Here is a 22,041-nt window from a genome sequence, read left to right on the forward strand (position 1 = left end):
TTATGGCAAACAACGAAAAGAATTCTACGAAGAACGCACAAAATGCGCAGGGCAACCAAAAGAAGAAAAACGGGAAACGCAATCTCGTCATCTTGATTTTGATGTTCCTTTTGCTCATCTGCCTTTTTGTAGTGCAGTGCCAGCTCAACAAAGTCAAGCAGCAAGCGCTTGAAGAACAGAAGCTCTCGGAACTCGCCCTCCGCCAGCAGCAGATTCTTGACAGCCTCCGCGCCGAGCAGGCCAAGGCCGACAGCTTGAAGGCTCTCGAAGAAGCTAGAATCGCGGACAGCTTACGCCTTGCCGATAGCCTCCGCACGGCAGATTCGCTCGCCAATTTACCGAAAGTCAACAAGGATAGTCTCAAAAATGTCCGCGACAGCATCCGTGTTGCACGTAAGGCACGCAGAGATAGCCTAGAAGCCCTTGCTAAAATCGAAAAAGCAAGGCAAGATTCCTTGGACAAATTGCGTGCAGCCGATAGCCTCCGCAACTCGGACAAGGTCCCGCCCACAGCCGAAATCACGCCGCCTGCAGGCCGCTACTACGACCCAATCAAGCTCAAGGTCAAGTGCGACGAAATCAAATGCAAGACGTTTGTTTCCATCGGCGATACGCTCAATCCGCAAGACGCAAGCAAGGGCATTGAATACAACAAAACCGGTTCCGTATTCTTCTACGCAGCCGACTCTGTGGGTAACCGCTCTGCTTGGGAAGAAGCCAAGTACGACATGGCAAGCGATAACATTTGCGGCAAGAACGCCTACCCTGTCCCGGTTGGCGGAAAGACTGTCTGCGTAGATGCTTACGAATATCCGAACCAGCCGGACGCTACGCCGAAGGACATGGTAAGCCAGGAAGAAGCCGCACGCATCTGCAAGAACGAAGGCAAGCACCTCTGTACGATAGAAGAATGGCAAGCCGCATGCCGTGGCAAGGACGGTTTCAAGTTCTCTTACGGTAACGGTTACAAGCAGAGCAAGTGCAACACCAACACGAAGGCAGCCAAGAGAAGCGGCCGCAAGACGCAGTGCCGTAGCTGGTATGGCATGTACGACATGAACGGAAACCTCTGGGAATGGACAGCCTCTACAAGCAAGCAGCACCCGGACAAGTTCCTGGTCGCAGGCGGTGCATGGAACACCAACAACGAAAGTAGCTGTTCCGTAAGCAAATTCAGCTTCTATCCGCAAAACCAGTACCCGAGTGTCGGTTTCAGGTGTTGTAAATAGCTCACCGTTAAAACAACATTACATAGATTGGCTAACCTAACTGAAAAAAATTATCTAATTTAAGAGCATGAAAACGAAACTTTTACTCTCCGCACTTTTACTTTCTTCGTTTACGTTCTTCGGCTGCAGCAATGAAAAGCCCAACTACACGGGTTACTGGAAAGGCGAAGCCGACATGATTTTCGAAGTTCTTACCGAAAACAACGTTGATTACACCATCAGAAACGTGAACGGCGACCTCACTGCCAAATATGAGAACAACGCTCTCCGTGGCAAGAATTCGCTCAACATGGACATTTTGATGCGCGTCAAGGGCGACTCCGCCTACTATGAATTCGGCGAAGACGAATCTGGCAAGATCGTGACGGGTTACATGAGAATCTCGAAGGACGAATACGACAAGATTTTCAAGGCTCAGTCCGAAGCTAAGAATAGCTATAACTAAGTGCAGAAACGCCGGTAAATGCCGGCAAGATGCCCGCGAACTTATGCAAGAAACCCCGGTTTAAAGCCGGGGTTTCTCGTTTTTTAAAGGAGGTCCCCGCTCGTCCCCGTCATCCCCGTCAAGCGAGGACAGGCGCGAGGACAGGTAGGCGAGGATGACAACTTAATGCGGAAGTGCCGCGCCCTTCGACAAGCTCAGGGACCTTAGCAAAGCTACTTCTTGAGTGCGGACAAGAATTCCTTGAGGCGGGTGTCCTTCGGGTTGTCGAAGACTTCTTCGGGGGTTCCGTCTTCCTTAACGTAACCATCGGCAAAGAAGAGCACGCGGTTTGCCACTTCGCGGGCAAAGCTCATTTCGTGCGTCACGACAATCATCGTCATTCCAGACTTTGCAAGGTCCTTCATGATCCTGAGCACCTCGCCCACCATTTCCGGGTCCAAAGCGCTCGTCGGTTCGTCAAAGAGGATTGCTTCTGGTTGCATTGCCATGGCACGGGCAATAGCAATACGCTGCTGCTGACCGCCCGAAAGCTGAGCCGGGTAGTGATCAGCACGGTCCAAAAGTCCCACACGCTTCAAGAGTTCACGAGCACGCGTTTCGGCTTCTGCCTTGGACAAGCGACCGAGTTTCACCGGAGCAAACATGATGTTCTTGAGAGCGGTCATGTTCTTGAACAAGTTGAACTGCTGAAACACCATGCCTACGCGCTCGCGAATCGAAGGCTTCGAAACACCTTTCGCCAAAATGCTCTTGCCATCCAAAAGGATATCGCCGCTCGTCGGGTGCTCTAGCAAGTTCAGCTGGCGCAAGAACGTAGACTTGCCACAACCAGATGGTCCGATAATTGCAATCACATCACCGCGATGGATATCAAGCGAAATGCCCTTGAGGATTTGCTTGTCGCCGTAAGATTTGCAAAGGTTCTTGACCTGGATTAAAGTTTCTGCATTAGCGTTCATTTTTCTTCAACCTCTTTTCAAGTTTTGCAACACAAGCCGAAAGCCCGGCGACAATGATAAAGTAAATAGCAGCCACAGCAAGGAGCGGGAGCATGGCTTCATAAGTCATACTGCGGATGATATCGCCACCGCGAGTGAGGTCGGTAAGGCCGATGTAACCGCAAATGGACGTTTCCTTGATGAGCGAGATAAATTCGTTCGTGAGAGCCGGAAGCGAGTTCTTGAACGCCTGCGGGTAAACGATGTAATAAAGGACTGTGCGGAACTTGAGGCCAAGACTACGGCCAGCTTCAATCTGTCCCGGGTCTACCCCCTTGATGCCACTGCGGATGATTTCGGAAACGTAAGCGCCCGAGTTGATGCCGAAAGCGACAATCGCGACGAGAATCTTGTTGATGTTCACCGATGAGAAGACGATGTAGTAAATGATGAGGAGCTGGATCATCATCGGTGTGCCGCGAATCACAGCGAGGTAAGCCTTCGCAAACCAGTTCAGCACTTTGAAGCGGCCGTTGAATTCGTTGCTCGTACGAATCTGCGCAATCACAAAGCCAATCATGATACCGAGGAGAGCCGCAAAGAACGAAATCACAAGCGTGTTGCGGAGACCTTCGACAATGAACTTCCAGCGGGAATCCTTCACGAAATTCTTGTAGACGTGATCGCCAAAGCTCTCTTCGCTTTGAACCGCTTGGTCACCGCGGACAATCACGACAATCTTTGAAAGCGTGTACGGTGTTGTGAAATTAATGGACTTTTTGCGTTCTTCGGTAACGGTAAATCCAGCGAAACCGACATCAGCCTTGCCCGACGCAACCGCATTGATAATCGCATCAAATTCAATATCTTGAATTTCGACGGTGCGGTTGAGGTAGTCGGCAATGTAGTTGACAGTTTCAATATCAAAACCAACGACCTTTGCATTCTCGTAATATTCGTACGGCGGGAACTGAGCGTTCGTCGAAAGCACAAGTTTCGGGCCTTCGGTCACTTTCTTTTGATAATGATAATTGCCGTTGCGGTTGATGTAGGTATTGAAAAGCGAATCGTAAACGCCGTCCTTCTTCATCGCTTCAAGCGCCTGGTTCACAGAATCCAAAAGCGCTTCGTTGCCCTTCGCGACAACGCCTGCATACATTTCTTCGACGAAGACTTCTTCGAGAATGCGAAGCGACGGATTCTGGAGCACGAAAGCCTTTGCAGGCTGATCATCACTCAAGACCGCGTCAATCTTCCCCTGCAACAGCGCTTGCACAGCATCGGCAAGTTTCGTGTAGCGTTCGACATCGATTTTCGCCGTGTCGCCACCAAAGTCCGACGCGTAGATATCGGCGGTGTTGCCAATCTGCACGCCCACCTTTTTGTGACCGAGATCGCTAATGGAATGAACCCTGTTGGGGATGATGGTCTGTTTCTCGCTTTGGCACGATGTGAGCGCGAGCGAGAACAGTGCAATAAGAAGAGGGAGATATAACTTTCGTATCATTTTCTAACCTTAATTAAAAGTTAGTTAAAAGCCGAAAGTTTGGGAACCCTTGTGAGTATTATATAATATATGGACTATCTGAAGAAATTGATATTCAGCCAGCCTTTTTTGCCATCTTCTGTGAGAGCAATACCGCAGGCGACTGTTTTGTAATTGCCCTTCATGTTGAGGTAGTGGCCTATATAGGAATAATCCTCTTTTTTGTCGGGATCACGTTCGCCGCTAGTCACGAGAGCCTTTTCATCTTCCCACATCATCTTGAGGAAAGCATCGGTTGCTTCTGTCGCGGTTTTGCGCCATGAAGTGTTGAAGTTCGGACCCGAGTTTTGAGCGCCTTCGCCACAGTTGCCAAAGTGACCGTGAGCCTTGTTTTCGGCGAGGTCATCAGCAGCTTCTTGATCGGTGCAGGTCTGCTTTTCTTCAGGTGCAAGCGTCAGCGGTTCGAGATTTTCTGTCGCACGGTATTCGTTGATTTTAGCGAGGCAATCTTCACGCCATGTCGCGCTGAAAAAAGAATTTTCTGTCGAAGAAGAGGACTTCGCAGAGGATGAAGATGCAGCGACCTTTTCAGAAGAACTGCTAACAGGTTTCGACGATGAAGATGAGGATTTCTCCGAAGACGAAGATGCGGCAAATTTCTCGGACGACGAACTGTTTGTTGACTTTTGAGAAGACGATGAACTGAGCTCGGTATTTTCAGAAGATGAGCTCACAACTTCTGCAACATCCGGTATTTCTATATAAGTCACGCTACTGCTTTCGGAACAACCCGACACAACACAAGACATTGCAAAGGCAAAAGTTGCGCAAGTTGCATACTTTGCCATATTACCAAACAAATTAATTTTCATAGTTAACCTAAAAAACAACAGGATTCCTCGCGATGCTCGGAATGACGGTATTTCTACTGGATCCTTCGACTTCGCTACGCTCCGCTCAGGATGACACGTTTAATAATAGCTTTTTCGGGCTAGCGATGCACGCGCCCCCTACAATCCCGACCCACAATTTACTATCTTTGGCGCCATGCTTAATGTTTCTAATGTCAGTCTCCAGTATGGTAGCCGCATCCTCTTCAAAGAAGTGAACCTTTCCTTCAAGAGAGGCAACTGCTACGGTGTCATCGGCGCAAACGGTGCCGGCAAGTCCACATTCCTCAAGATTCTTTCGGGCGAACTCGAACCGAACACGGGTGAAGTCACGAAGGACCCGGGCGAACGTATCGCCGTTTTGAAGCAGGACCACTTCGCCTACGAAAATAACACGGTCCTCGAAACCGTGATGATGGGTTTCCCGGAACTCTACGAACTTAGCAAAAAGCGCGACGAACTTTACGCGCTCCCTGAAATGACCGAAGAACAGGGCATGCAGGCGATGGAAATCGAAACGCGCTTTGGTGAAATCGGCGGTTACGAAGCCGACTCCAACGCAGCCGTGCTCCTCAAGGGTCTTGGCATTCCCGAAGAATTCCACTACAACTTGATGTCCGAACTCGATGGCGGTCAGAAGATCCGCGTGCTCCTCGCCCAGGCTTTGTTTGGCAATCCGGACATTTTGCTCTTGGACGAACCGACGAACCACCTTGATTTGGAAACTGTCGGCTGGCTCGAAGACTACCTCGAACGTTTCGAAAACATCGTGATCGTGGTGAGCCATGACCGTCACTTCTTAAACGCCGTCTGCACACACACTTGCGATATCGACTACGGCAAGATCAACATTTACGGCGGTAACTACGAATTCTGGTACGCAGCAAGCCAGCTCGCCCAGAAGCAGCGCAAGGACCAGAACCGCCGCGCTGAAGAAAAGATTGAAGAACTCAAGGCGTTCATCCGCCGCTTCGCTTCGAACGCCGCTAAGGCCAAGCAAGCCACCAGCCGTAAGAAGCTTTTGGACAAGATGACCGTCGAAGAAATGCCGGCCTCCAGCCGTAAGTTCCCGTGGGTGAACTTCAAGATGGACCGCGAACCGGGCAAGATCGTACTCGAAGTCAAGAACGCCACCATTGATGGCGGCGACGGCATCGTCTGCAAGGGATTCGACTTCTCGCTCGGCAACCAGGACAAGGTCGCACTCGTCGGTGAATACGACACGCTCAAGACCGCATTCTTCCAGCTCATTGCCGAAGAAACAAAGGCTCCAGATGGCGTGCTCAAGTGGGGCAACACCATCAGCTACAACTACTTCCCGAAGAACAACGACGCTTATTTCAAGACGGACCTCTCTCTCGTGGATTGGCTGCGCCAGTACAGCAAGGAACAGGACGAAACGTTCATCCGCGGATTCCTCGGCCGTATGCTCTTTACCGGTGAAGAAGCTTTGAAGAGCGCCAACGTGCTCTCCGGTGGTGAAAAGGTACGCTGCATGCTTTCGAAGATGATGCTCTCGAACGCAAACTGCTTGTTGCTCGACGAACCGACCGCACACCTCGACTTGGAAGCCATCACCGCTTTGAACAACGGTCTCAAGGCATTCCAGGGTCCGGTCATCTTCTGCTCTCAGGACCATGAATTTGTCCAAACTGTTGCGAACCGCGTTTTGGAACTCACGCCGAACGGTGTTGTTGACCGCAGCATCACCTTCGACGAATGGCTTGAAACCAAGAAGACGAAGAAGAAGTAAATTAAGGTATGAGCACGGGCATCGCCCTTTGGGGTATGAGGTTGTGAGTTCTTTTACTCAAAGGCACTTAGTGCCGACCTCATTGTTCAAAGCATCGCGAGCCCAAGCGCTTTAGCGCGAGCAAACCTCCATGTTCCATCCGATTCGTCATTTCATTACGATTACTAAGCACAGGAACGAAGTGATTCGGCTTTGCATCAAGGCCGGTATCGGTTTGCAGGGGCTGTTCCACGATTTGTCGAAGTACAGCCCTACCGAATTTATTCCAGGCGCAAAATATTACACGGGCAAGGAATCGCCGAACAATGGCGAACGCCGCGAAACAGGCTACAGTCTTGCATGGATGCACCACAAGGGGCGCAACAAGCACCACTTTGAATTCTGGTACGATTACGACATGAAGACAAAGAAAATCGTGCCGATGGACATGCCGGACCGCTACATCAAGGAAATGTTCTGCGACCGCGTGGCCGCCTCCAAGACGTACAACAAAGAAACTTATACGCAAGAATCGCCGCTCCTGTATTTGACCAAGAGTACTGCGCACGAGAAGATGACGGAAACGACTTACAAGAAGTTGCTGTTTTTGCTCAAGAAGCTTGCGACGGATGGCGAAAAAGAAACGCTTAGGTTCATGCGGCATTGCAAGGAACTGCCGACTGAGTAAAGCAAAGCGTTCGAACTACAAGAGCCCTTGCGGGCACTCGCGCAAAAAAGTATATTTAAAGGAGATACCCGCTCGGTGGTGGGCATGACATTAACGTATCGCGGATGTCCGCGACTTTAACCCCGCCCTGCGGGATACCAGAACGGAAAGGCAAATTATGGAACTTGGAAGAATTAACCGCGCACGCGTCGAATCTATCACGCCACAGGGTTATTACCTGGAACTCGAAACTGGCGGAAGCGTGCTACTCCCTGGCAACCGCAACAAATTCACACTTGTCGAAGGCGAAATCATTGACGTGTTCGTTTACACGGATTCCGAAGACCGCCCGATTGCAACGCTTGACAAGCCGCTCGCCCAGGTAGGCGAATTTGCTGTACTCACCGTCAAGGAAGTCAACCGCGTTGGCGCATTCTTGGATTGGGGTCTCAACAAGGACTTGTTCCTCCCCTTCAAGCAGCAACTTGGCGAATTGCAGAAAGGCGACCGTTGCGTAGTCTTTGTACTCGAAGACGAAAAGAGCGGACGCATCATCGCCACCGAAAAAATCAAGAGCTTTATCGATCCGGACACGAACGACTTGCATATCGGCCAGCGCGTAGAACTCGCCGCTTACGAAGTCACGCCCGACTACGTCGATTGCCTCGTGGATTACCGCTACACAGGCCGCCTCATGGTGACGCCAGGCATGGAACGCATCTACATCGGTGATACGATGCCCGGATTCATCCAGCGTTTCACGAGCGACGGAAAGATTACGCTCAACTTGACGCCGATCGGTTACAAGGGAGTGATGAAGAGCGAAAGCCCCAATGCGATCATGCAAAAGCTCGAAGCTGCGGGCGGATTCCTCCCCTACGGCGACCACACCGACCCGGAAACGATTCGTCGCGAATTCGGCATGTCCAAGAAGACGTTCAAGAAAATTATCGGGACGCTTTTCCGCGAAGAAAAAATCGTGATTGAAGAAGACGGAATCCGCGCAGTTTAAAAAGAGGCATTTAGAACCAAATTTCGAAAAAAAGCCCCAATTTACGTGAATAGGACTATTTTTTCAAGTTTTTCACGTAAAATTCAAAACAAACTAATCATAATTAGATAAAAACAAGCTCCTTTAAGTATTCAAAGGAGCCCATTTTTTATTTTTCAGCCGATTTCATTCCTTTTTGAGGGACAAAAATGCTTTTTGTAGCCGGGAAAATACACACAACATAAAAAAAATACGTGAAAATCTGCGTTATTTCACAAATTTTCACGTAAAAAACGCACTTTTTTCTAAATTCCAGTATTTTCGCGATATTAGAACAAATTAGAAATTCACTTCGTCGGCGTTGAGCACTTTAAGCTCAATACGACGGTTGGCGCGGCGACCCGCTTCCGTCGAATTATCACCCTTCGGGCGGCTCGGGCCGTAGCCCACAGCAGTCACGCGGTTGGCGTCAATGCCCTGTTCAATCATGTAATTGCGGACACTGTTTGCGCGATCTTCAGAAAGCTGCTGGTTGAGTTCTGCGGAGCCATCGCTACTTGTATGGCCTTCCACTTCAATCTTGGCCTTCGGATTGCGCTTGAGCCCTGCAATCGCGGCATTGAGAGTCTTCAAGGAGCTCGGCACAAGTTCCGCACTGCCCGCCTTAAACGTCACGCCCGTAAGTTCGGAACGAGTATCGTCAAAAACGACCGAAATTCCACCCGTGCTTGCCGTGCGGGAAACATACGGAGTTTCGCCGCATTCGAACGGTCCCGTCAAGCTTTCGCAGAGAATCGTGTAGGAATCTTCACGCGGGATATGGAAGCTAGCTTCACCATACACGTCCGTCGTGATGACCACCTTTTTTCCCTTGTTCTGCCCCACAAACGTGAGCTTTTTCTTGGCATGCGGAACGTTTTCTTCGTTCGTGTAAGTCACGTTCAGCACGGCGTGCGTCTTGTTCGGTGCAAGTTTGCCGGCAGATGCAAAAGAAACGGCCACCATAGCCGAAAGGGCGATGCGGGGAATCATTCTCATTCTTGAACTCCAGTTATTGTATTTTTAGACCAAAAATAAAAATTGATAGGCGAAGTTTCAAATTGTCTTTAAATATTTTCTGAAATTTCTAGATTTGCGCACACAAAATTTGTACGGAGAAATTATGAACTTCACAAAAATTACAAGCGCACTTCTGGTTGCAGGCATGTGCTCAGCCGCCTTTGCAGCCGATGGCGAATTCAGCCTCAAGGGTAATGTCCAGACGCAGGCCACCAAGATGATTGCCGACGACGACAATAACCTGAGCTCCTACTGGATCCGCGCCAACATTGGCGGCCTCTACAAGAGCGAGAACTTCGATGCACAGGTCATGTTGCGCATTTTCGCCCCGCAGTTCGGTAACAAGATTAAGGACGGCGACGGCAAGACCACTAGCTACGACAAGATTCTTGCAGACCTCTACTGGGCAAACTACAAGTGGAATTTTGAGACCTACAAGCTCAATCTCAAGATTGGTCACTGGAAGACGGACTGGTCGCAGTCTACCCATTTTGGTACTTACATCGATAAGGACCTCACGGCACGCGGCCTCTGGATGCGCGACTACAGCCACAACGCCATTGAATTCGGCTGGCAAACCGGTTACTCGAACTTCACGGCCATGGTTGCCACAAGAGACAACAAGTTCAATACGGGCTACATCCGCCTTGAAGAAGATCTCAAGTTTGATTTTCCGTTCGAAGCAAAGTTCGCATATCGCGTGAACGCTATTGACCCGATTCAGAACACGGCTGCTATCACCCACCGCCTCGCAACCTACCTGAGCTACAAGCCGCTCGATTTCTTGCGCGTTTATGGTGAATACGGCTATATCGTCACGCAGGAAGACGCCGTCAAGACGACAGCTCCCAACTACGTTGCTCCGGAATACAAGTACATGAAACCGGGCGACGCCTACCATCCGTTCTACATCGGTGCCGAATACACTCCGAAGAAAGATTGCTTTATGAACACTCTCATGAGCAGCCTCTACGTTGAATGGGAACACATCAATGACCGCGCCGCTCTCACTGGTGGCAAGGACATCGACAACTGGGCATGGACGGTCGCATGGGCCAAGAAAATTGCAAATTCCAAGCTCCAGTTCAGCGTCTACAGCGGTAACGAAATTAGCGACGTCGGTTTTGCATTCCGCTTGACCAGCACGATCAAGTAATTGAAATTACCAAAACGCGCGGGCATTAATTAAACAGCGCAACGCTCGCTTAAAGCGTTTGAAAAGCCAGGGTAAACACCCTGGCTTTTTTAGTATTACAGAATCCTTCGCAGTAGCGTGCAAAACGAGAGTCGCGGGCGACCGCTTGCAGGCGCACAAGACCGATTGAAGCCGCTGACGCCGTAGGCGTCAACTCCGAGCTTTCGCCCCGCCCGCATGACGTTCATTTTGCAAAAAAAATTCCGCGACTTTGTCGCGAGATTTTTAATCCCCCTTGTGGTGGAATGAAAAAAAACTCATGATTTCATCATGAGACTTTTTTATACCCCTGTGGCGGAAAGTAAAAACGACCAGCCTTTCGGTTGGTCGTTTTTAGTACCCCCAAGCGGACTCGAACCGCTGTTGCGGGAATGAGAATCCCGAGTCCTAGGCCACTAGACGATGGGGGCGAGTGCGGCATATTATAGCAATTTAAGCTTTATCCGTCAAGCAATAATTGAGTTTATTTGCTGAGGGTCGCTCTGCCGCATTTACAAGAATTCGTCCGTAGTTATTAATAGTTAGTCATTAGCAGATTAATTTTAGAAATCATCTCTAATGACTACTGACCAATAACCATTAACTAAAGACTAGTCTCTATAGAAGAGATCGAGGTTGCTCTGTACCTGTGTAGATGCTTCGAGAGAAGACACATAGTCGTTGAAAGCAGTCATCACACCAAAGCGGTAGGAGTTGTCTACATCCTGCTTGATGGCTTCTTCAACTTCTTCAACCTTCGGAGTCTTCTTGGAAACGACCTTGACCATCACGGCGCCGTTTTCAGCAACAACCGGAGCGGTCCATTCACCGACCTTAGCCTTCCCTACAACGCGTGCAATCTGAGCAGTGCCATAGCCAAAGCCAGGAACAAAACCATCAACAGAAGCGTTCTTGGTTTCGAGTTCGACCTTTTCAATCTTGGTTGTGGTGTCAGCCGGATTCCAGGCCTTGACCTGAGCGGCAACAGAATTCAAGTAGCTTTCAGCAGCCTTGGCAGCCTTCTGCTTGAGGAGAGTTTCCTTAATGTCATTGTAGTAAAGCGGGAGACTGCGTTCGCCAGCCTTGTAATCACCCACCTTCTTGGCAATCACGACCCATTTGTTGTTTCTGAGCACGCCAGAAATTTCGCTTTCTTCCTTCGGGAGGTTTTCGTTCGGCCAAGCGAAAGAAGCAAGACCCTTGAGGTAACCAAAGGCAGCCATATTGCCATCACGAGAAACCCATTCAGAAGTCTTGACTTCGAGACCGCGAGCCTGAGCTTCCGTGAGCAAGTCAGAACCGGCATCGACATCCTTCTTGATGTTGGTGAGAATCTTTTCGAGGCTATCAATCGTATTGGATGAAGCTGTAACAGTGAGGAGGATGTGGCCAACCTTGACCTTTTCGACTTCACCCTTGGCGTTCTTCACGTTACCGTAAGACTTGATGATGTGATAACCGAACTGAGAACGGACCGGTTCTGAAATCTTGCCAGAGTCAAGAGCAAATGCAGCGTCTTCGAACGGCTTCACGTAAGTACCACGACCGACAAAGTCTTCGCTCAAGACACCGCCCTTTTCGGCACTACCCGGATCTTCAGAAGAAACGCGAGCCATGTCTTCAAACGTCGTCGTAGAAGAGGAGTCGGTGAGCTGGTAGTAAAGCGTCATTGCATATTCGCGGATGCTAGCATCGTCACCTGCTGTAGCTTCAACCGGGAGAGATACGTACTGGAACTGAGCAACATCCTTCTGGACAAAGAAGCTGTCCATGTGGGCGTTGTAGTAACCAGCAACCATAACGCTATCCACAGAATTGCTATCAGCAACAAATGCAGAACTCGGGGCGACCGCCACCTGCAGTTCGTAATCCGTCATGCGACGTTCAACAGCCCACTTTGCTTCGAGAGAAGTCGGATGGACCGAAGCATTTACCAAAGTCTGGAGCTGACGAGCCGGAATGGTATTGTTCTTCATTTCGTCTTCGAGCATAAGCATGGAATTCCAGCGATAGGCAGCCGGAGTTTCAATCCATGCATCATAATCAGCCTTGTTGAACGTCGTGTCCGTGAGGAACTTCGGGAGAGTACCGATGAAAGCCTGAGTGCGCTGAATCAAGTCTTCCTGAGAAGAAGCCTGCTGCTGGATGGCATAGAGGCGAGCCTGAGCTTCCTGGACCAGGCGAGCACGAACGGCGTCAGAATTGCGCTTGAACTCGTTTTTGAGTTCGGCAACCGAGGCTCTCAGTTCGGCCTTTTCGAACTGTTCGCCAAAGAGAGCCTGACGAACGAAGCTTGAGAACACCTGAGCACGGAGCTGAGAGTACTGTTCGTCATCCAAGTGCTGGTTCTGGTACTGATTCTGCACGATCATCTTCACACGAGAATCGAAGTCCGTGTAAGAAATCTTGGTATCGTTGACAACGCCGATAGGATAGCTACGTCCCTGGTCCGGAACACGGTCCATGGCGAGAAGACCGATAGCGATACCGGCGGCAAAGATCACAATTACCCACTTGGCTTTTTCATTAATCCACGTTAACATAGAGACAACTCCATTAAAATTTTGTCGCACCGAAAAATAGCAAAAAAAAATGTTTGCATTTTATTTTATTGATATTGTACGCCAAATATAATGCCGAAAAGCCCTATTTTTTCTATTTATGGGATATAAAAATACAACAATTCCTTTGGAGTATCTCATGTACGATATTTTGGTTCTGGGTGCCGGCATTTCTGGATTGAGCGCAGCTCTCCACGCGGCAGAAAAAGGTTTCCACGTAGTTATCCTGACCAAAGGAGCAAAGCCGGACGGATCGTCCAACTACGCCCAGGGCGGAATCGCTACTGTTACCGAAAAGTCCGACAAGTTTGAATTCCACATTGCAGACACGCTCGAAGCAGGCGCAGGCCTCTGCAAAAAGGAACCGGTCAACATCCTTACCAAGAGCGGTCCTTCGACCATCAAGCAGCTCGTAAAGTGGGGCGTCCAGTTCACACCGTCGCCCGAGGATAAATCGCAATTTGACCTCCACCTTGAAGGCGGGCACAGCCACCACCGCATTTTGCACGCCGCAGACCTCACCGGTAAAGAGATTATGCGTGCCCTCCTCTGCGAGCTTCACAAACAAAAGAACATCGACTACCTTGAAAACTGCTATATCAAGGACTTGATTTGCGAAGGCGATGGCAAGAACAAGCGTTGCGTCGGCGCAAAAATCATCCACCAGAAGACCGGCGAAGTCGAAAGCATCTACGCCAAGGCCACCATCCTTTCGACAGGTGGTGCAGGCCGCATTTGGCAGTACACCGTCTGCCCGCCCGACAGCTGTGGCGACGGCATGGCGATTGCCGCCCGCGCTGGCGCCGCCCTCCAGGATATCGAGTTCATGCAGTTCCACCCGACTAGCTTGTACGCACCGAAGTTCAAGAAGCCGTTCCTCATTTCCGAAGCCGTACGTGGTTTCGGCGGCATCCTCAAGAACGACAAGGGCGAAGAATTCATGAACCAGGTGCACCCGCTGCACTCCCTCGCCCCGCGTGACATCGTCGCTCGCGCTATCCACAGCGAAATGCAGCGTCTCGGCAAGGACCACATGTTCATCGACCTTTCTGGCCGCACGCCAAAGGACATCAAGAGCCACTTCCCGCACATTTATTCTAAGTGCATGGATGCAGGCATCGACATCACGAAGGAATGGATTCCGGTCGTTCCGGCAGCTCACTACATGTGCGGTGGCGTTCTCGTCGACACCTGGTCCCGTACCGAAATCAAGGGACTCTACGCTTGCGGCGAAGTTGCTGCAACGGGCGTCCATGGCGCAAACCGTCTCGCCTCTAACTCGCTTTTGGAAAGCGTTGTTTTTGCCATCCGCGCTGTCGATGATATCGAAAAGAGCGGCATTACTAAGGATAAATTCACTGCACCTAAGTCCAAGAAAGAAACAGTCAGCTTCACAAAGGCTGCCTACTGGAAGAAGCGCAAGAAGATGCTCCAAGACATGATGTGGACGCACTGCGGCATTGTCCGTACCGTCGCTGGCCTCAACCAAGGTCTCAAGGTCATCGAAGAACTCCAGAAGGATGTCGATACCGCCATCAAGAACAAAGAAACAGAAAACTTGCACTACCTTGAATTCCTGAACGCCCTTCAGGTTTCCAAGATGATTCTCATTGCCGCCCTCCGTCGCAAGGAATCTCGCGGGCTCCACTACATCCTCGATTACCCGAATCAGGACCCGAAGACAAAGCACCAGAGCATTTACTTGAGCGACAAGAAATAAATCTTTTTCTATATAGGGCAGCATGGAAGAGGTCAAGGCAACACAGTCCAGGAAGAAAGTTAAAGATCAGCTTCCGTCTAAAATCGGCGGATACAAGCCAATACAAGCTCTCAACAGCGGAGCCATGGGTAGCCTGTGGCTTTGCAGGGACCCGTCTCTCGACAGGCTCGTCGTTGCCAAAAGACTCAATACAAACTTGAACCAGCAGGACATCTACATCAAGAGATTCCTGCAAGAAGGGAGCATCCTCGCCCACCTGAACCATCCAAGCATCATCCAGCCGTACGCCCTCTGGAAGGATAGCGACGGCAACTACACGATGTCGATGGAATACGTACAAGGTTCAAGCCTCAAGGATTTACTGCTGAAAAACAAGCGACCGCCCGTCTGGGTTGTCGAGACCATTTTGTACGAGCTCTTGAGCGCACTTAGCCACGCCCACAGAAACGGCGTGACCCACCGCGACTTGAAACCAGCAAATATGATGATTGACAAGGACGGACGAGTACGCCTCCTCGACTTTGGCATTGCGCATACAGATACCCCGCTCGAAATCGGCAAGGAACTGACGCAAACTGGTTGCATCATCGGGACTGCCGCCTACATGAGCCCAGAACAAATCATGGGTCAAAAAGTCAATTACGCAAGCGACCTCTTTAGCGTAGGCATCATCGCAAGCGAAATGCTTATTGGCGAAAACCTTTTCCGCGGCAAGGACTTCGAAGAGACTCGCGAAAACATCCTCAAGATGAAGTTCAAGCTCGAAGTATTCCCGAACGATGTTCCAAAGCCGCTCCGCAAGTTCGTGCTGAAACTTCTCAACAAACGAGCCAGCAAACGCCCCTCTTCGGCATGCGACGCCGCTAATGACCTCGCCAACATCATGAAGGAATACCCGCGCGACATGACACCATACATTGCCGACTGGGCAGACACAGTAAACGAAGACCAACCCGTCGATTCAGTCATATCGCCCAAGCCACAAAAAACTACATTTAAGTATGGAATAGGATTTATACTTGGAGTGATAGTAACTGCAATGGCGTTTCTCGCTATTCAGTTAGCGGTTTAAAAGGATTTGTCCAATGAATTGGATTGATATAGCATGCGCCGCGTGCTTACTGGTGTTCAGCGTCCTTGGTCTGTGGCGCGGACTTTTGAGCAGCGTGTTCAAGCTCTGCGGATGGGTTGCCGCCATTTTGGGAGCGTACTTCGCCCAAGACCTTTTAGGTGATTTTTTTATCAGAAATTTCGCTTTCGGTGATTTTGCGGCACACCTCATTTGTACCTGCATCGGTTTTTTGGTACCGTTTCTTCTATTCTCGTTCATCGGACACATCGTCGGTGATTCCATCAAGAACACTATTGTCGGCAAGACAAACCGCATTCTAGGGCTGTTGTTCGGAGTTCTCAAAGCTTCACTTATCTGTTTCGTGCTGCTCACAGTCCTGCACTTGCTCCCCGTTGAAGGGTCCCTTAAAGCAATGCGCAACGACGCCGTTTCATACAGCATATACAAGTCTTCAATCGAAGCCATGGGGTACTCCTCTGACGAAGTGAACCTTCGCAAGATGGCCAAGGAAAAAGCAAGCGAGCTTACCAAGACAATCACAGACAAGACAATCGACAAAGCCAAAGACACGGCAGAAGAAGCTGCGGATAGCGCTAAGGCAGCAGTCAAGAATGCCGCAGATAGCGTTGCAAACAAAGTTAGTGAAACTGCCGAAAAAGCAAAAGATGCAGCCATCGCCGCTAAAGACGCTGCCAAAGACGCCGCCATCAAGGCTTTTGAAAACGACAAGTCAAACGCCCCCAAAGATACAAGTAAAGTAAAAACTAATTCTAAATAACCGAATCAAAAAAAGAGGCTCTAAGGCCTCTTTTTTATACAACTCAAAATGGAGTGCAACAATTAACCTCAAATATTAAGCCTTTCCGCTCATTATGGCGGCGAGGTCGGCTCCACTCAAATTCGTCTTTTCGCTTAAGGCGGCGACGATTGCGGTGAGCGACTTTTGGCAAGCCATCATAAGGTTGTAAACTTGTTCGACGACGTTTGTTTCGGCAAGCTGGTAGTAATAGCAAGCCGCTTGGAAACTCTGGTAATCAGGATCGCTCTTGTAAAGTTCCATCGGGAGTTCTTTCATGACAGTGTCGAGGTCGCAAGCAAAATTTTTACGGATTAAAAAGTCCGACATGTGGCCTGCAATAGCGATGTGAGCGGCCCCGTCGAGCGAGCTTCCGGGCATGCGCGTAACGCTCGGCTTTTCCTTGGAATTGTTGATTCTGACGTAATCAATCTGGCGTTTGAACAAGAAAGCTATTAAAGCGTGGCCCGCCTCGTGGCGGCAGAGTTTTTCATATTCCTGTTCACCGAAAAATTCAATTAAGTTTTCGCGAGTTAATGTTTGTTCTGACATTTTTCAATCCACCTGTCTAAAAAATCCATCTGTTCGTCAGTATGGAACCAATGTTCGCCACCTTGCATAATCGTAAGCGTTGCACCCACTTTTTCAGCAAAATCTCGCATCGTTTCGAGATCGGTCAAATTGTCATTGGAGCCGTACAAAATATGCGTCGAGATATTCCATTTGATGGGATTTTCTCGCACGTAGCAAAGGTATTTCCAGGAAAGCGTCTCGCCAAAGTTCGTCGCAATTTCACCTTTTTCGCGGAGTTCATCTTCGGAGACGTTCGCCCAAAGCATCATATTGCAAATGAGCTTTTCCAAGTTCACCATCGGCGAAATGAAGAGCGCCTGCTTGATGCGTTTTTCGCCCAAAGCGTTCATCGAGAAGAACGCGCCAATGCTATTTGCGATAAGCACGACATCGTCGTAGTCTGCAGTAACCGAATCAAAATAGGCAGAGAATTCCTGCTTGGCATCCCACGGGGTTTCTGCCTTGTAATCAAAACCGACGACATCAAAATCTGGAAAAAGGGTCTTGTAATGATTGGCCTCGTCGGCATTGCCGCTTTTCCCATGAACGTAAATAACAAGCTTTTTCATTTCTTTTTCGCTTTTTTCGCCTAGAAAATACAAAAATCTACACCAATCGGCTAGAGATAGGGATTCAGCAAAAATCCGCCCCTGCGGTAAAGCAAGAAGCGGATTTTTCAAGCGTATATGCCGACCCCGTCCCGGAACGGAGTCCGGGATGACAGCCGGGGTGACAAGTAAAGGGGATTACCCGACGAAGATTCGGCCGTTGCGGAACAGCTGCATCCACGGGCCATCTTCACCCCATTCTGCCGGGTGCCAAGAGTATTGGCAGGTGCGGAATACGCGTTCCGGGTGCGGCATCATCACAAGCGCACGGCCATCTTCAGAGCAGAGGCCGTTGATGCCAAACGGAGAACCGTTCGGGTTGAGCGGATAGCGTTCGGTGTATTCGTGCTTGCCGTCGACATAGCGGAGAGCCACGAGACCTGTCTTGAGGCAGGCTTCAGCAGCTTCGCGGCTTGCGAATTCAGCACGGCCTTCACCGTGAGCAACAGCGATCGGGAGGACAGAACCTGCCATGCCCTTGAGGAGCACAGCCGGCGTATCTTCGACCTTCAAAGAGCAGTAACGAGCTTCGAAGCGTTCGGAGATGTTCTGCACAAAGCGCGGCCAGTGCTTAGCGCCCGGAATCAAATCCTTGAGGTTCGAGACCATCTGGCAGCCGTTGCAGACGCCGAGCGTAAAGGTATCCTTGCGGTTGAAGTAAGCTTCAAATTCAGCGCGAGCCTTCGGGTTGAACAAGATGCTCTTGGCCCAGCCTTCACCTGCACCGAGAACGTCACCATAGCTGAAGCCACCGCAAGCCACGAGACCGTTGAAGTCCTTGAGGCTTACGCGGCCTTCGAGAATGTCGGTCATGTGAACGTCAATGGATTCAAAGCCAGCCTTCTGGAAGGCGGCAGCCATTTCGAGTTCGCCGTTGACGCCCTGTTCGCGGAGAATCGCCATCTTCGGGCGGCTTGCGTAGTCCTTGATAATCTTGGCGGACGCCGCCACGTCGAAGGTGACCTTCGGCGTGATACCCGGATCGTCCTGTTCGAGCTTGAGCTTGTATTCGCTTTCGGCACATTCCGGATTGTCACGGAGAGCGGCGATGCGGCGAGTCGTATCGCTCCAAATGGCGCGCAGGTCAGAGAGGCCTTCGGCGTAGTCGCCAATCACAATGTTGTACGTATCGTTGAGCTTACCGATTTCAGAAACGGTATCGCCAAGACCAGCGGCTTCGAAAGCAGCCTTCACAGCAGCGAGATCTGCATTTGCGACCTGGAGAACGGCACCGAGTTCTTCGTTGAAGAGAGCGTCGATGACGTTGCCCTGGAGTGCTGCTGCATCGAGCGTTACACCCACATGACCTGCGAAAGCCATTTCGACAACCGTCGTGTAGAGACCGCCATCGCTCTTGTCGTGGTAAGCCATAATCTTGCCATCGGCATTGAGCTTCTGGATGGTTTCGAAGAAGGCACGAAGTTCCTTGGCGGAATCGACATCCGGAGCCTTGTCACCGAGGTTGTTGTAAACCTGAGCGGCAATGGATGCACCCATACGGTTCTTGCCGCGAGCGAGGTCCACGAGCACAAGCGTCGTGTCCTTCTTCTGCAAGAGTTGCGGCGTGAGCGTCTTGCGAACGTCAGCGCACGGAGCAAAGGCACTAATCACGAGCGAAATCGGAGCGGTCACGCGGTGGCTACCCTTTTCGTCCTGCCACACGGTGCTCATGCTCATGGAGTCCTTACCCACCGGAATCGTAATGCCAAGTTCCGGGCAGAGTTCCATACCGATGGACTTCACGGCTTCATAAAGGTCAGCACCATCGCCTTCGTAGTTCGGCGTGGCCATCCAGTTTGCAGACAAATTCACGCGGCCCATATCCGGCACGCAAGCGGCAGCCATGTTCGTGAGGGATTCCGCCACCGTCATGCGGGCAGCGGCAGCCGGAGAAATCAAAGCAATCGGAGCGCGTTCGCCCATGCTCATGACTTCACCTTCGTAAGTGTCGAGCGTAGCACTCGTCACGGCGCAGTCTGCAACCGGCACCTGCCACGGACCAACCATCTGATCGCGGCAAATCATACCCGTCACGGAACGGTCACCGATAGAAATGAGGAACGTCTTATCGGCAACGGTCGGGTTTGCAAGCACGCGGTGAGCCACATCCTTCACCGTCACGCCAGCCGGAACCACCGTGGAAGAAAGCGGACGCTTCTGGGACTTTTCATTGCGGATCATGCGCGGCGGTTTGCCGAGAAGCACACCGAGCGGCATATCAATCGGAGTCGTACCGAAGTACTTGTCGGTAAGGGTCAAGTGCTTTTCTGGAATCGCTTCGCCCACCACAGCGTACGGGCAACGTTCGCGCTTACAGATTGCATCGAACACGTCGAGCTTGTCGCCGGCGATTGCGATCACATAACGTTCCTGGGATTCGTTACTCCAGATTTCAAACGGACTCATGCCCGGTTCGTCGTTCGGCACGTTGCGGAGTTCAAACTTACCGCCGAGGCCGCCATCGTTCACCAGTTCCGGGAAAGCGTTCGAAAGTCCACCTGCACCCACGTCATGAATAAACGTAATCGGGTTTTCTTCGTTCATCGCCCAGCAGCGGTCGATGACTTCCTGGCAGCGGCGTTCCATTTCCGGGTTTTCACGTTGCACAGAAGCAAAGTCGAGGGATTCATTACCGGCACCGTTTGCGACAGAGCTTGCAGCACCGCCACCGAGACCGATGAGCATCGCCGGACCGCCGAGAACGATCAGGTGGTCACCCGGGTCGATGTGACCCTTTTCAATGTGCTGGTGCTTGATGTTGCCAAGACCGCCAGCCAACATAATCGGCTTGTGGTAACCGCGAACTTCGGTACCCTTTTCAGAAGAAACTTCCTGTTCAAAAGTACGGAAGTAACCGAGGATGTTCGGACGGCCATATTCGTTGTTGAATGCTGCGCCGCCGAGCGGACCTTCGATCATAATGTCCAAAGCAGACGCAATGCGGGACGGGCTTCCGAAGTCCTTTTCCCACGGCTGAACTGCACCCGGAAGCTTGAGGTTTGAAACGCTGAAGCCCGTAAGGCCGGCCTTCGGCTTGGAACCCTTACCCGTGGCACCTTCGTCGCGGATTTCGCCACCACTACCCGTAGCGGCACCCGGGAACGGAGAAATGGCCGTCGGGTGGTTGTGGGTTTCGACCTTCATCAAAATATCGACTTCTTCGTTGTGGAAGTCGTACTTGTTCGTACGCGGATCCGCGTAGAAACGTCCAGCCGTTGCACCTTTCATCACAGCCGCGTTATCCTTATAAGCGCTGAAGATGTTGGAATTGTGAAGCTGGTAAGTGTTCTTGATCATCTGGAACAAGGACTTGTCCTGCTTCACGCCATCGATGGTCCATTCGGCACCGAACACCTTGTGACGGCAGTGTTCCGAGTTGGCCTGAGCGAACATGTAAAGTTCAACGTCGGTCGGGTTGCGCTTGAGTTCAGTGAAGTTCTTGACGAGATAATCGATTTCGTCGGCGGAGAGGGCAAGACCCATTTCCTTGTCAGCCTTCACGAGAGCGTTGCGGCCTTCGGTAAGCACCGGAATCACATTGAGCGGACGCGGTTCTTCCTTGCTGAAGAGAACTTCGAGAGCGGCAGTGTCGGCAAACACAGCCTGCGTCATGCGGTCGTGAATCTTGGCAGAAATCTTTTCACGGGCGCCAGCTGGAGCAGCACCTTCAAACTTCACGTAGTAAGCAATAGCACGTTCAATGCGCTTGATAGCCGGGAGGCCGCAGATGTGAGCGATATCGGTCGCTTTGGAGCTCCACGGGCTAATCGTACCCGGACGCGGGCAGACCACAAAGAGTTCACCTTCGAGCGCCTTGACTTCGCGCATCGGGCCGTAATGAAGGACCTTTTCGAGCGTTTCCTTTTCGGAATCGGTCAGGTCGGCGGACAAATCCACCACATGGAGGAATTCGGCATACACAGATGCAACCGGAATCCCAGCGGCCTTAAAATCAGATGAAAGCTTTTGCAGACGGAAATCCGACAGAGCCGGAGTACCACGAAGAATGAGCATTTTGACCTCTTTTAGCCTAAATATTTTACGCCGCAAATATAGCAATTTGAGGATATTTTCAAACGGAAAAAGCTCCGCAAAATGCG

General features: G+C 50.8%; 17 protein-coding genes and 1 tRNA gene. 9 read left to right on the forward strand and 9 right to left on the reverse strand.

What is annotated here, in order from left to right; translation table 11 throughout:
• Positions 1-2 precede the first annotated feature (2 nt).
• Both B3A20_RS06325 and B3A20_RS06330 read left to right on the forward strand, forming a co-directional pair.
• Complete coding sequence (locus B3A20_RS06325; RefSeq protein ID WP_290762893.1) at positions 3-1,229, forward strand: formylglycine-generating enzyme family protein; 1,227 nt, start codon at positions 3-5, stop codon at positions 1,227-1,229.
• Between the two features lie 67 nt (positions 1,230-1,296).
• Positions 1,297-1,674, forward strand: coding sequence for a hypothetical protein (locus tag B3A20_RS06330; protein ID WP_073424010.1), 378 nt, complete (start codon positions 1,297-1,299; stop codon positions 1,672-1,674).
• A 212-nt stretch (positions 1,675-1,886) separates the two neighbouring features.
• Here B3A20_RS06330 and B3A20_RS06335 read toward each other — a convergent pair whose 3' ends face one another.
• From B3A20_RS06335 to B3A20_RS06345, 3 genes are all read right to left on the reverse strand, one after another.
• Entirely contained in the window at positions 1,887-2,633 is a 747-nt protein-coding gene (locus tag B3A20_RS06335) for an amino acid ABC transporter ATP-binding protein (protein WP_173563149.1), read from the reverse strand.
• Positions 2,623-4,119 carry an ABC transporter substrate-binding protein/permease gene (locus B3A20_RS06340; protein ID WP_290762897.1) on the reverse strand — a complete coding sequence of 499 codons (1,497 nt, stop codon included), beginning with the start codon at positions 4,117-4,119 and terminating at the stop codon, positions 2,623-2,625. Before B3A20_RS06340 ends, B3A20_RS06335 begins: the two co-directional genes overlap by 11 nt.
• Before the next feature lie 74 nt (positions 4,120-4,193).
• Complete coding sequence (locus B3A20_RS06345) at positions 4,194-4,970, reverse strand: CAP domain-containing protein (protein WP_290762899.1); 777 nt, start codon at positions 4,968-4,970, stop codon at positions 4,194-4,196.
• A 175-nt stretch (positions 4,971-5,145) separates the two neighbouring features.
• On the opposite strand from B3A20_RS06345, the gene B3A20_RS06350 reads away from it, so the two are divergent.
• The 3 genes from B3A20_RS06350 to B3A20_RS06360 all read left to right on the forward strand — a co-directional run bounded on the left by B3A20_RS06350 (position 5,146) and on the right by B3A20_RS06360 (position 8,399).
• On the forward strand, positions 5,146-6,741 hold the full coding sequence (locus B3A20_RS06350; RefSeq protein ID WP_290762901.1) for an ABC-F family ATP-binding cassette domain-containing protein: 1,596 nt from the start codon (positions 5,146-5,148) through the stop codon (positions 6,739-6,741).
• 130 nt (positions 6,742-6,871) lie between these two features.
• The gene (locus tag B3A20_RS06355; protein ID WP_290762903.1) at positions 6,872-7,408 is read left to right on the forward strand and encodes a DUF5662 family protein; all 537 of its coding nucleotides are present in this window, start codon (positions 6,872-6,874) and stop codon (positions 7,406-7,408) included.
• 157 nt (positions 7,409-7,565) lie between these two features.
• Entirely contained in the window at positions 7,566-8,399 is an 834-nt protein-coding gene (locus B3A20_RS06360) for a CvfB family protein (protein WP_290762905.1), read from the forward strand.
• Positions 8,400-8,717: 318 nt separating this feature from the next.
• Here the strand turns inward: B3A20_RS06360 and B3A20_RS06365 are convergent, their stop codons facing one another.
• On the reverse strand, positions 8,718-9,416 hold the full coding sequence (locus tag B3A20_RS06365) for an OmpA family protein (protein ID WP_290762907.1): 699 nt from the start codon (positions 9,414-9,416) through the stop codon (positions 8,718-8,720).
• A 124-nt stretch (positions 9,417-9,540) separates the two neighbouring features.
• Here B3A20_RS06365 and B3A20_RS06370 point away from each other — a divergent pair, with 124 nt between their 5' ends.
• The gene (locus tag B3A20_RS06370) at positions 9,541-10,593 is read left to right on the forward strand and encodes a hypothetical protein (RefSeq protein WP_290762908.1); all 1,053 of its coding nucleotides are present in this window, start codon (positions 9,541-9,543) and stop codon (positions 10,591-10,593) included.
• Positions 10,594-10,969: 376 nt separating this feature from the next.
• Here the strand turns inward: B3A20_RS06370 and B3A20_RS06375 are convergent.
• Together B3A20_RS06375 and B3A20_RS06380 are read right to left on the reverse strand one after the other, a co-directional pair.
• Positions 10,970-11,042: transfer RNA gene (locus B3A20_RS06375), tRNA-Glu, on the reverse strand.
• A 180-nt stretch (positions 11,043-11,222) separates the two neighbouring features.
• A complete protein-coding gene (locus tag B3A20_RS06380; RefSeq protein WP_290762910.1) occupies positions 11,223-13,154 on the reverse strand; it encodes a peptidylprolyl isomerase in 1,932 nt (643 codons plus the stop codon).
• Between the two features lie 157 nt (positions 13,155-13,311).
• Between B3A20_RS06380 and nadB the strand changes: the two genes are divergently transcribed.
• Genes nadB through B3A20_RS06395 form a run of 3 tightly spaced genes read left to right on the forward strand, consistent with a single transcriptional unit; the run spans position 13,312 to position 16,742 of the window.
• Positions 13,312-14,892 (forward strand): L-aspartate oxidase, encoded by a 1,581-nt coding sequence (nadB, locus tag B3A20_RS06385; RefSeq protein ID WP_290762912.1) that lies wholly within the window; start codon positions 13,312-13,314, stop codon positions 14,890-14,892.
• A 22-nt stretch (positions 14,893-14,914) separates the two neighbouring features.
• Positions 14,915-15,964, forward strand: coding sequence for a serine/threonine protein kinase (locus B3A20_RS06390; protein ID WP_290762913.1), 1,050 nt, complete (start codon positions 14,915-14,917; stop codon positions 15,962-15,964).
• Positions 15,965-15,977: 13 nt separating this feature from the next.
• Positions 15,978-16,742: a CvpA family protein gene (locus B3A20_RS06395; protein ID WP_290762914.1), complete on the forward strand. Its 765-nt coding sequence runs from the start codon at positions 15,978-15,980 to the stop codon at positions 16,740-16,742.
• A gap of 75 nt (positions 16,743-16,817) precedes the next feature.
• Here the strand turns inward: B3A20_RS06395 and B3A20_RS06400 are convergent, their stop codons facing one another.
• The 3 genes from B3A20_RS06400 to purL all read right to left on the reverse strand — a co-directional run bounded on the left by B3A20_RS06400 (position 16,818) and on the right by purL (position 21,955).
• Positions 16,818-17,312, reverse strand: coding sequence for a hypothetical protein (locus B3A20_RS06400; RefSeq protein WP_290762916.1), 495 nt, complete (start codon positions 17,310-17,312; stop codon positions 16,818-16,820).
• Positions 17,294-17,902, reverse strand: coding sequence for an alpha/beta hydrolase (locus tag B3A20_RS06405; protein ID WP_290762917.1), 609 nt, complete (start codon positions 17,900-17,902; stop codon positions 17,294-17,296). The genes B3A20_RS06400 and B3A20_RS06405 overlap by 19 nt, the downstream gene beginning before the upstream one ends.
• 177 nt (positions 17,903-18,079) lie before the next feature.
• Positions 18,080-21,955, reverse strand: a complete 3,876-nt coding sequence (gene purL / locus B3A20_RS06410) for a phosphoribosylformylglycinamidine synthase (protein WP_290762918.1) — start codon at positions 21,953-21,955, stop codon at positions 18,080-18,082.
• Positions 21,956-22,041: the final 86 nt, after the last annotated feature.

Origin of the sequence: Fibrobacter sp. UBA4297, assembly GCF_002394865.1 — a bacterium.
Classification (GTDB): domain Bacteria; phylum Fibrobacterota; class Fibrobacteria; order Fibrobacterales; family Fibrobacteraceae; genus Fibrobacter.

Bases quoted from the DNA above. Each gene is read 5' to 3' on its own strand.
- B3A20_RS06330 (WP_073424010.1), top strand. From the start codon at position 1,297: ATGAAAACGAAACTTTTACTCTCCGCACTTTTACTTTCTTCGTTTACG.
- B3A20_RS06345 (WP_290762899.1), bottom strand. From the start codon at position 4,970: ATGAAAATTAATTTGTTTGGTAATATGGCAAAGTATGCAACTTGCGCA.
- B3A20_RS06405 (WP_290762917.1), bottom strand. From the start codon at position 17,902: ATGAAAAAGCTTGTTATTTACGTTCATGGGAAAAGCGGCAATGCCGAC.
- B3A20_RS06380 (WP_290762910.1), bottom strand. From the start codon at position 13,154: ATGTTAACGTGGATTAATGAAAAAGCCAAGTGGGTAATTGTGATCTTT.
- B3A20_RS06370 (WP_290762908.1), top strand. From the start codon at position 9,541: ATGAACTTCACAAAAATTACAAGCGCACTTCTGGTTGCAGGCATGTGC.
- B3A20_RS06390 (WP_290762913.1), top strand. From the start codon at position 14,915: ATGGAAGAGGTCAAGGCAACACAGTCCAGGAAGAAAGTTAAAGATCAG.
- B3A20_RS06395 (WP_290762914.1), top strand. From the start codon at position 15,978: ATGAATTGGATTGATATAGCATGCGCCGCGTGCTTACTGGTGTTCAGC.
- purL (WP_290762918.1), bottom strand. From the start codon at position 21,955: ATGCTCATTCTTCGTGGTACTCCGGCTCTGTCGGATTTCCGTCTGCAA.
- B3A20_RS06355 (WP_290762903.1), top strand. From the start codon at position 6,872: ATGTTCCATCCGATTCGTCATTTCATTACGATTACTAAGCACAGGAAC.
- B3A20_RS06350 (WP_290762901.1), top strand. From the start codon at position 5,146: ATGCTTAATGTTTCTAATGTCAGTCTCCAGTATGGTAGCCGCATCCTC.
- B3A20_RS06400 (WP_290762916.1), bottom strand. From the start codon at position 17,312: ATGTCAGAACAAACATTAACTCGCGAAAACTTAATTGAATTTTTCGGT.
- B3A20_RS06325 (WP_290762893.1), top strand. From the start codon at position 3: ATGGCAAACAACGAAAAGAATTCTACGAAGAACGCACAAAATGCGCAG.
- B3A20_RS06335 (WP_173563149.1), bottom strand. From the start codon at position 2,633: ATGAACGCTAATGCAGAAACTTTAATCCAGGTCAAGAACCTTTGCAAA.
- B3A20_RS06340 (WP_290762897.1), bottom strand. From the start codon at position 4,119: ATGATACGAAAGTTATATCTCCCTCTTCTTATTGCACTGTTCTCGCTC.
- B3A20_RS06360 (WP_290762905.1), top strand. From the start codon at position 7,566: ATGGAACTTGGAAGAATTAACCGCGCACGCGTCGAATCTATCACGCCA.
- B3A20_RS06365 (WP_290762907.1), bottom strand. From the start codon at position 9,416: ATGAGAATGATTCCCCGCATCGCCCTTTCGGCTATGGTGGCCGTTTCT.
- nadB (WP_290762912.1), top strand. From the start codon at position 13,312: ATGTACGATATTTTGGTTCTGGGTGCCGGCATTTCTGGATTGAGCGCA.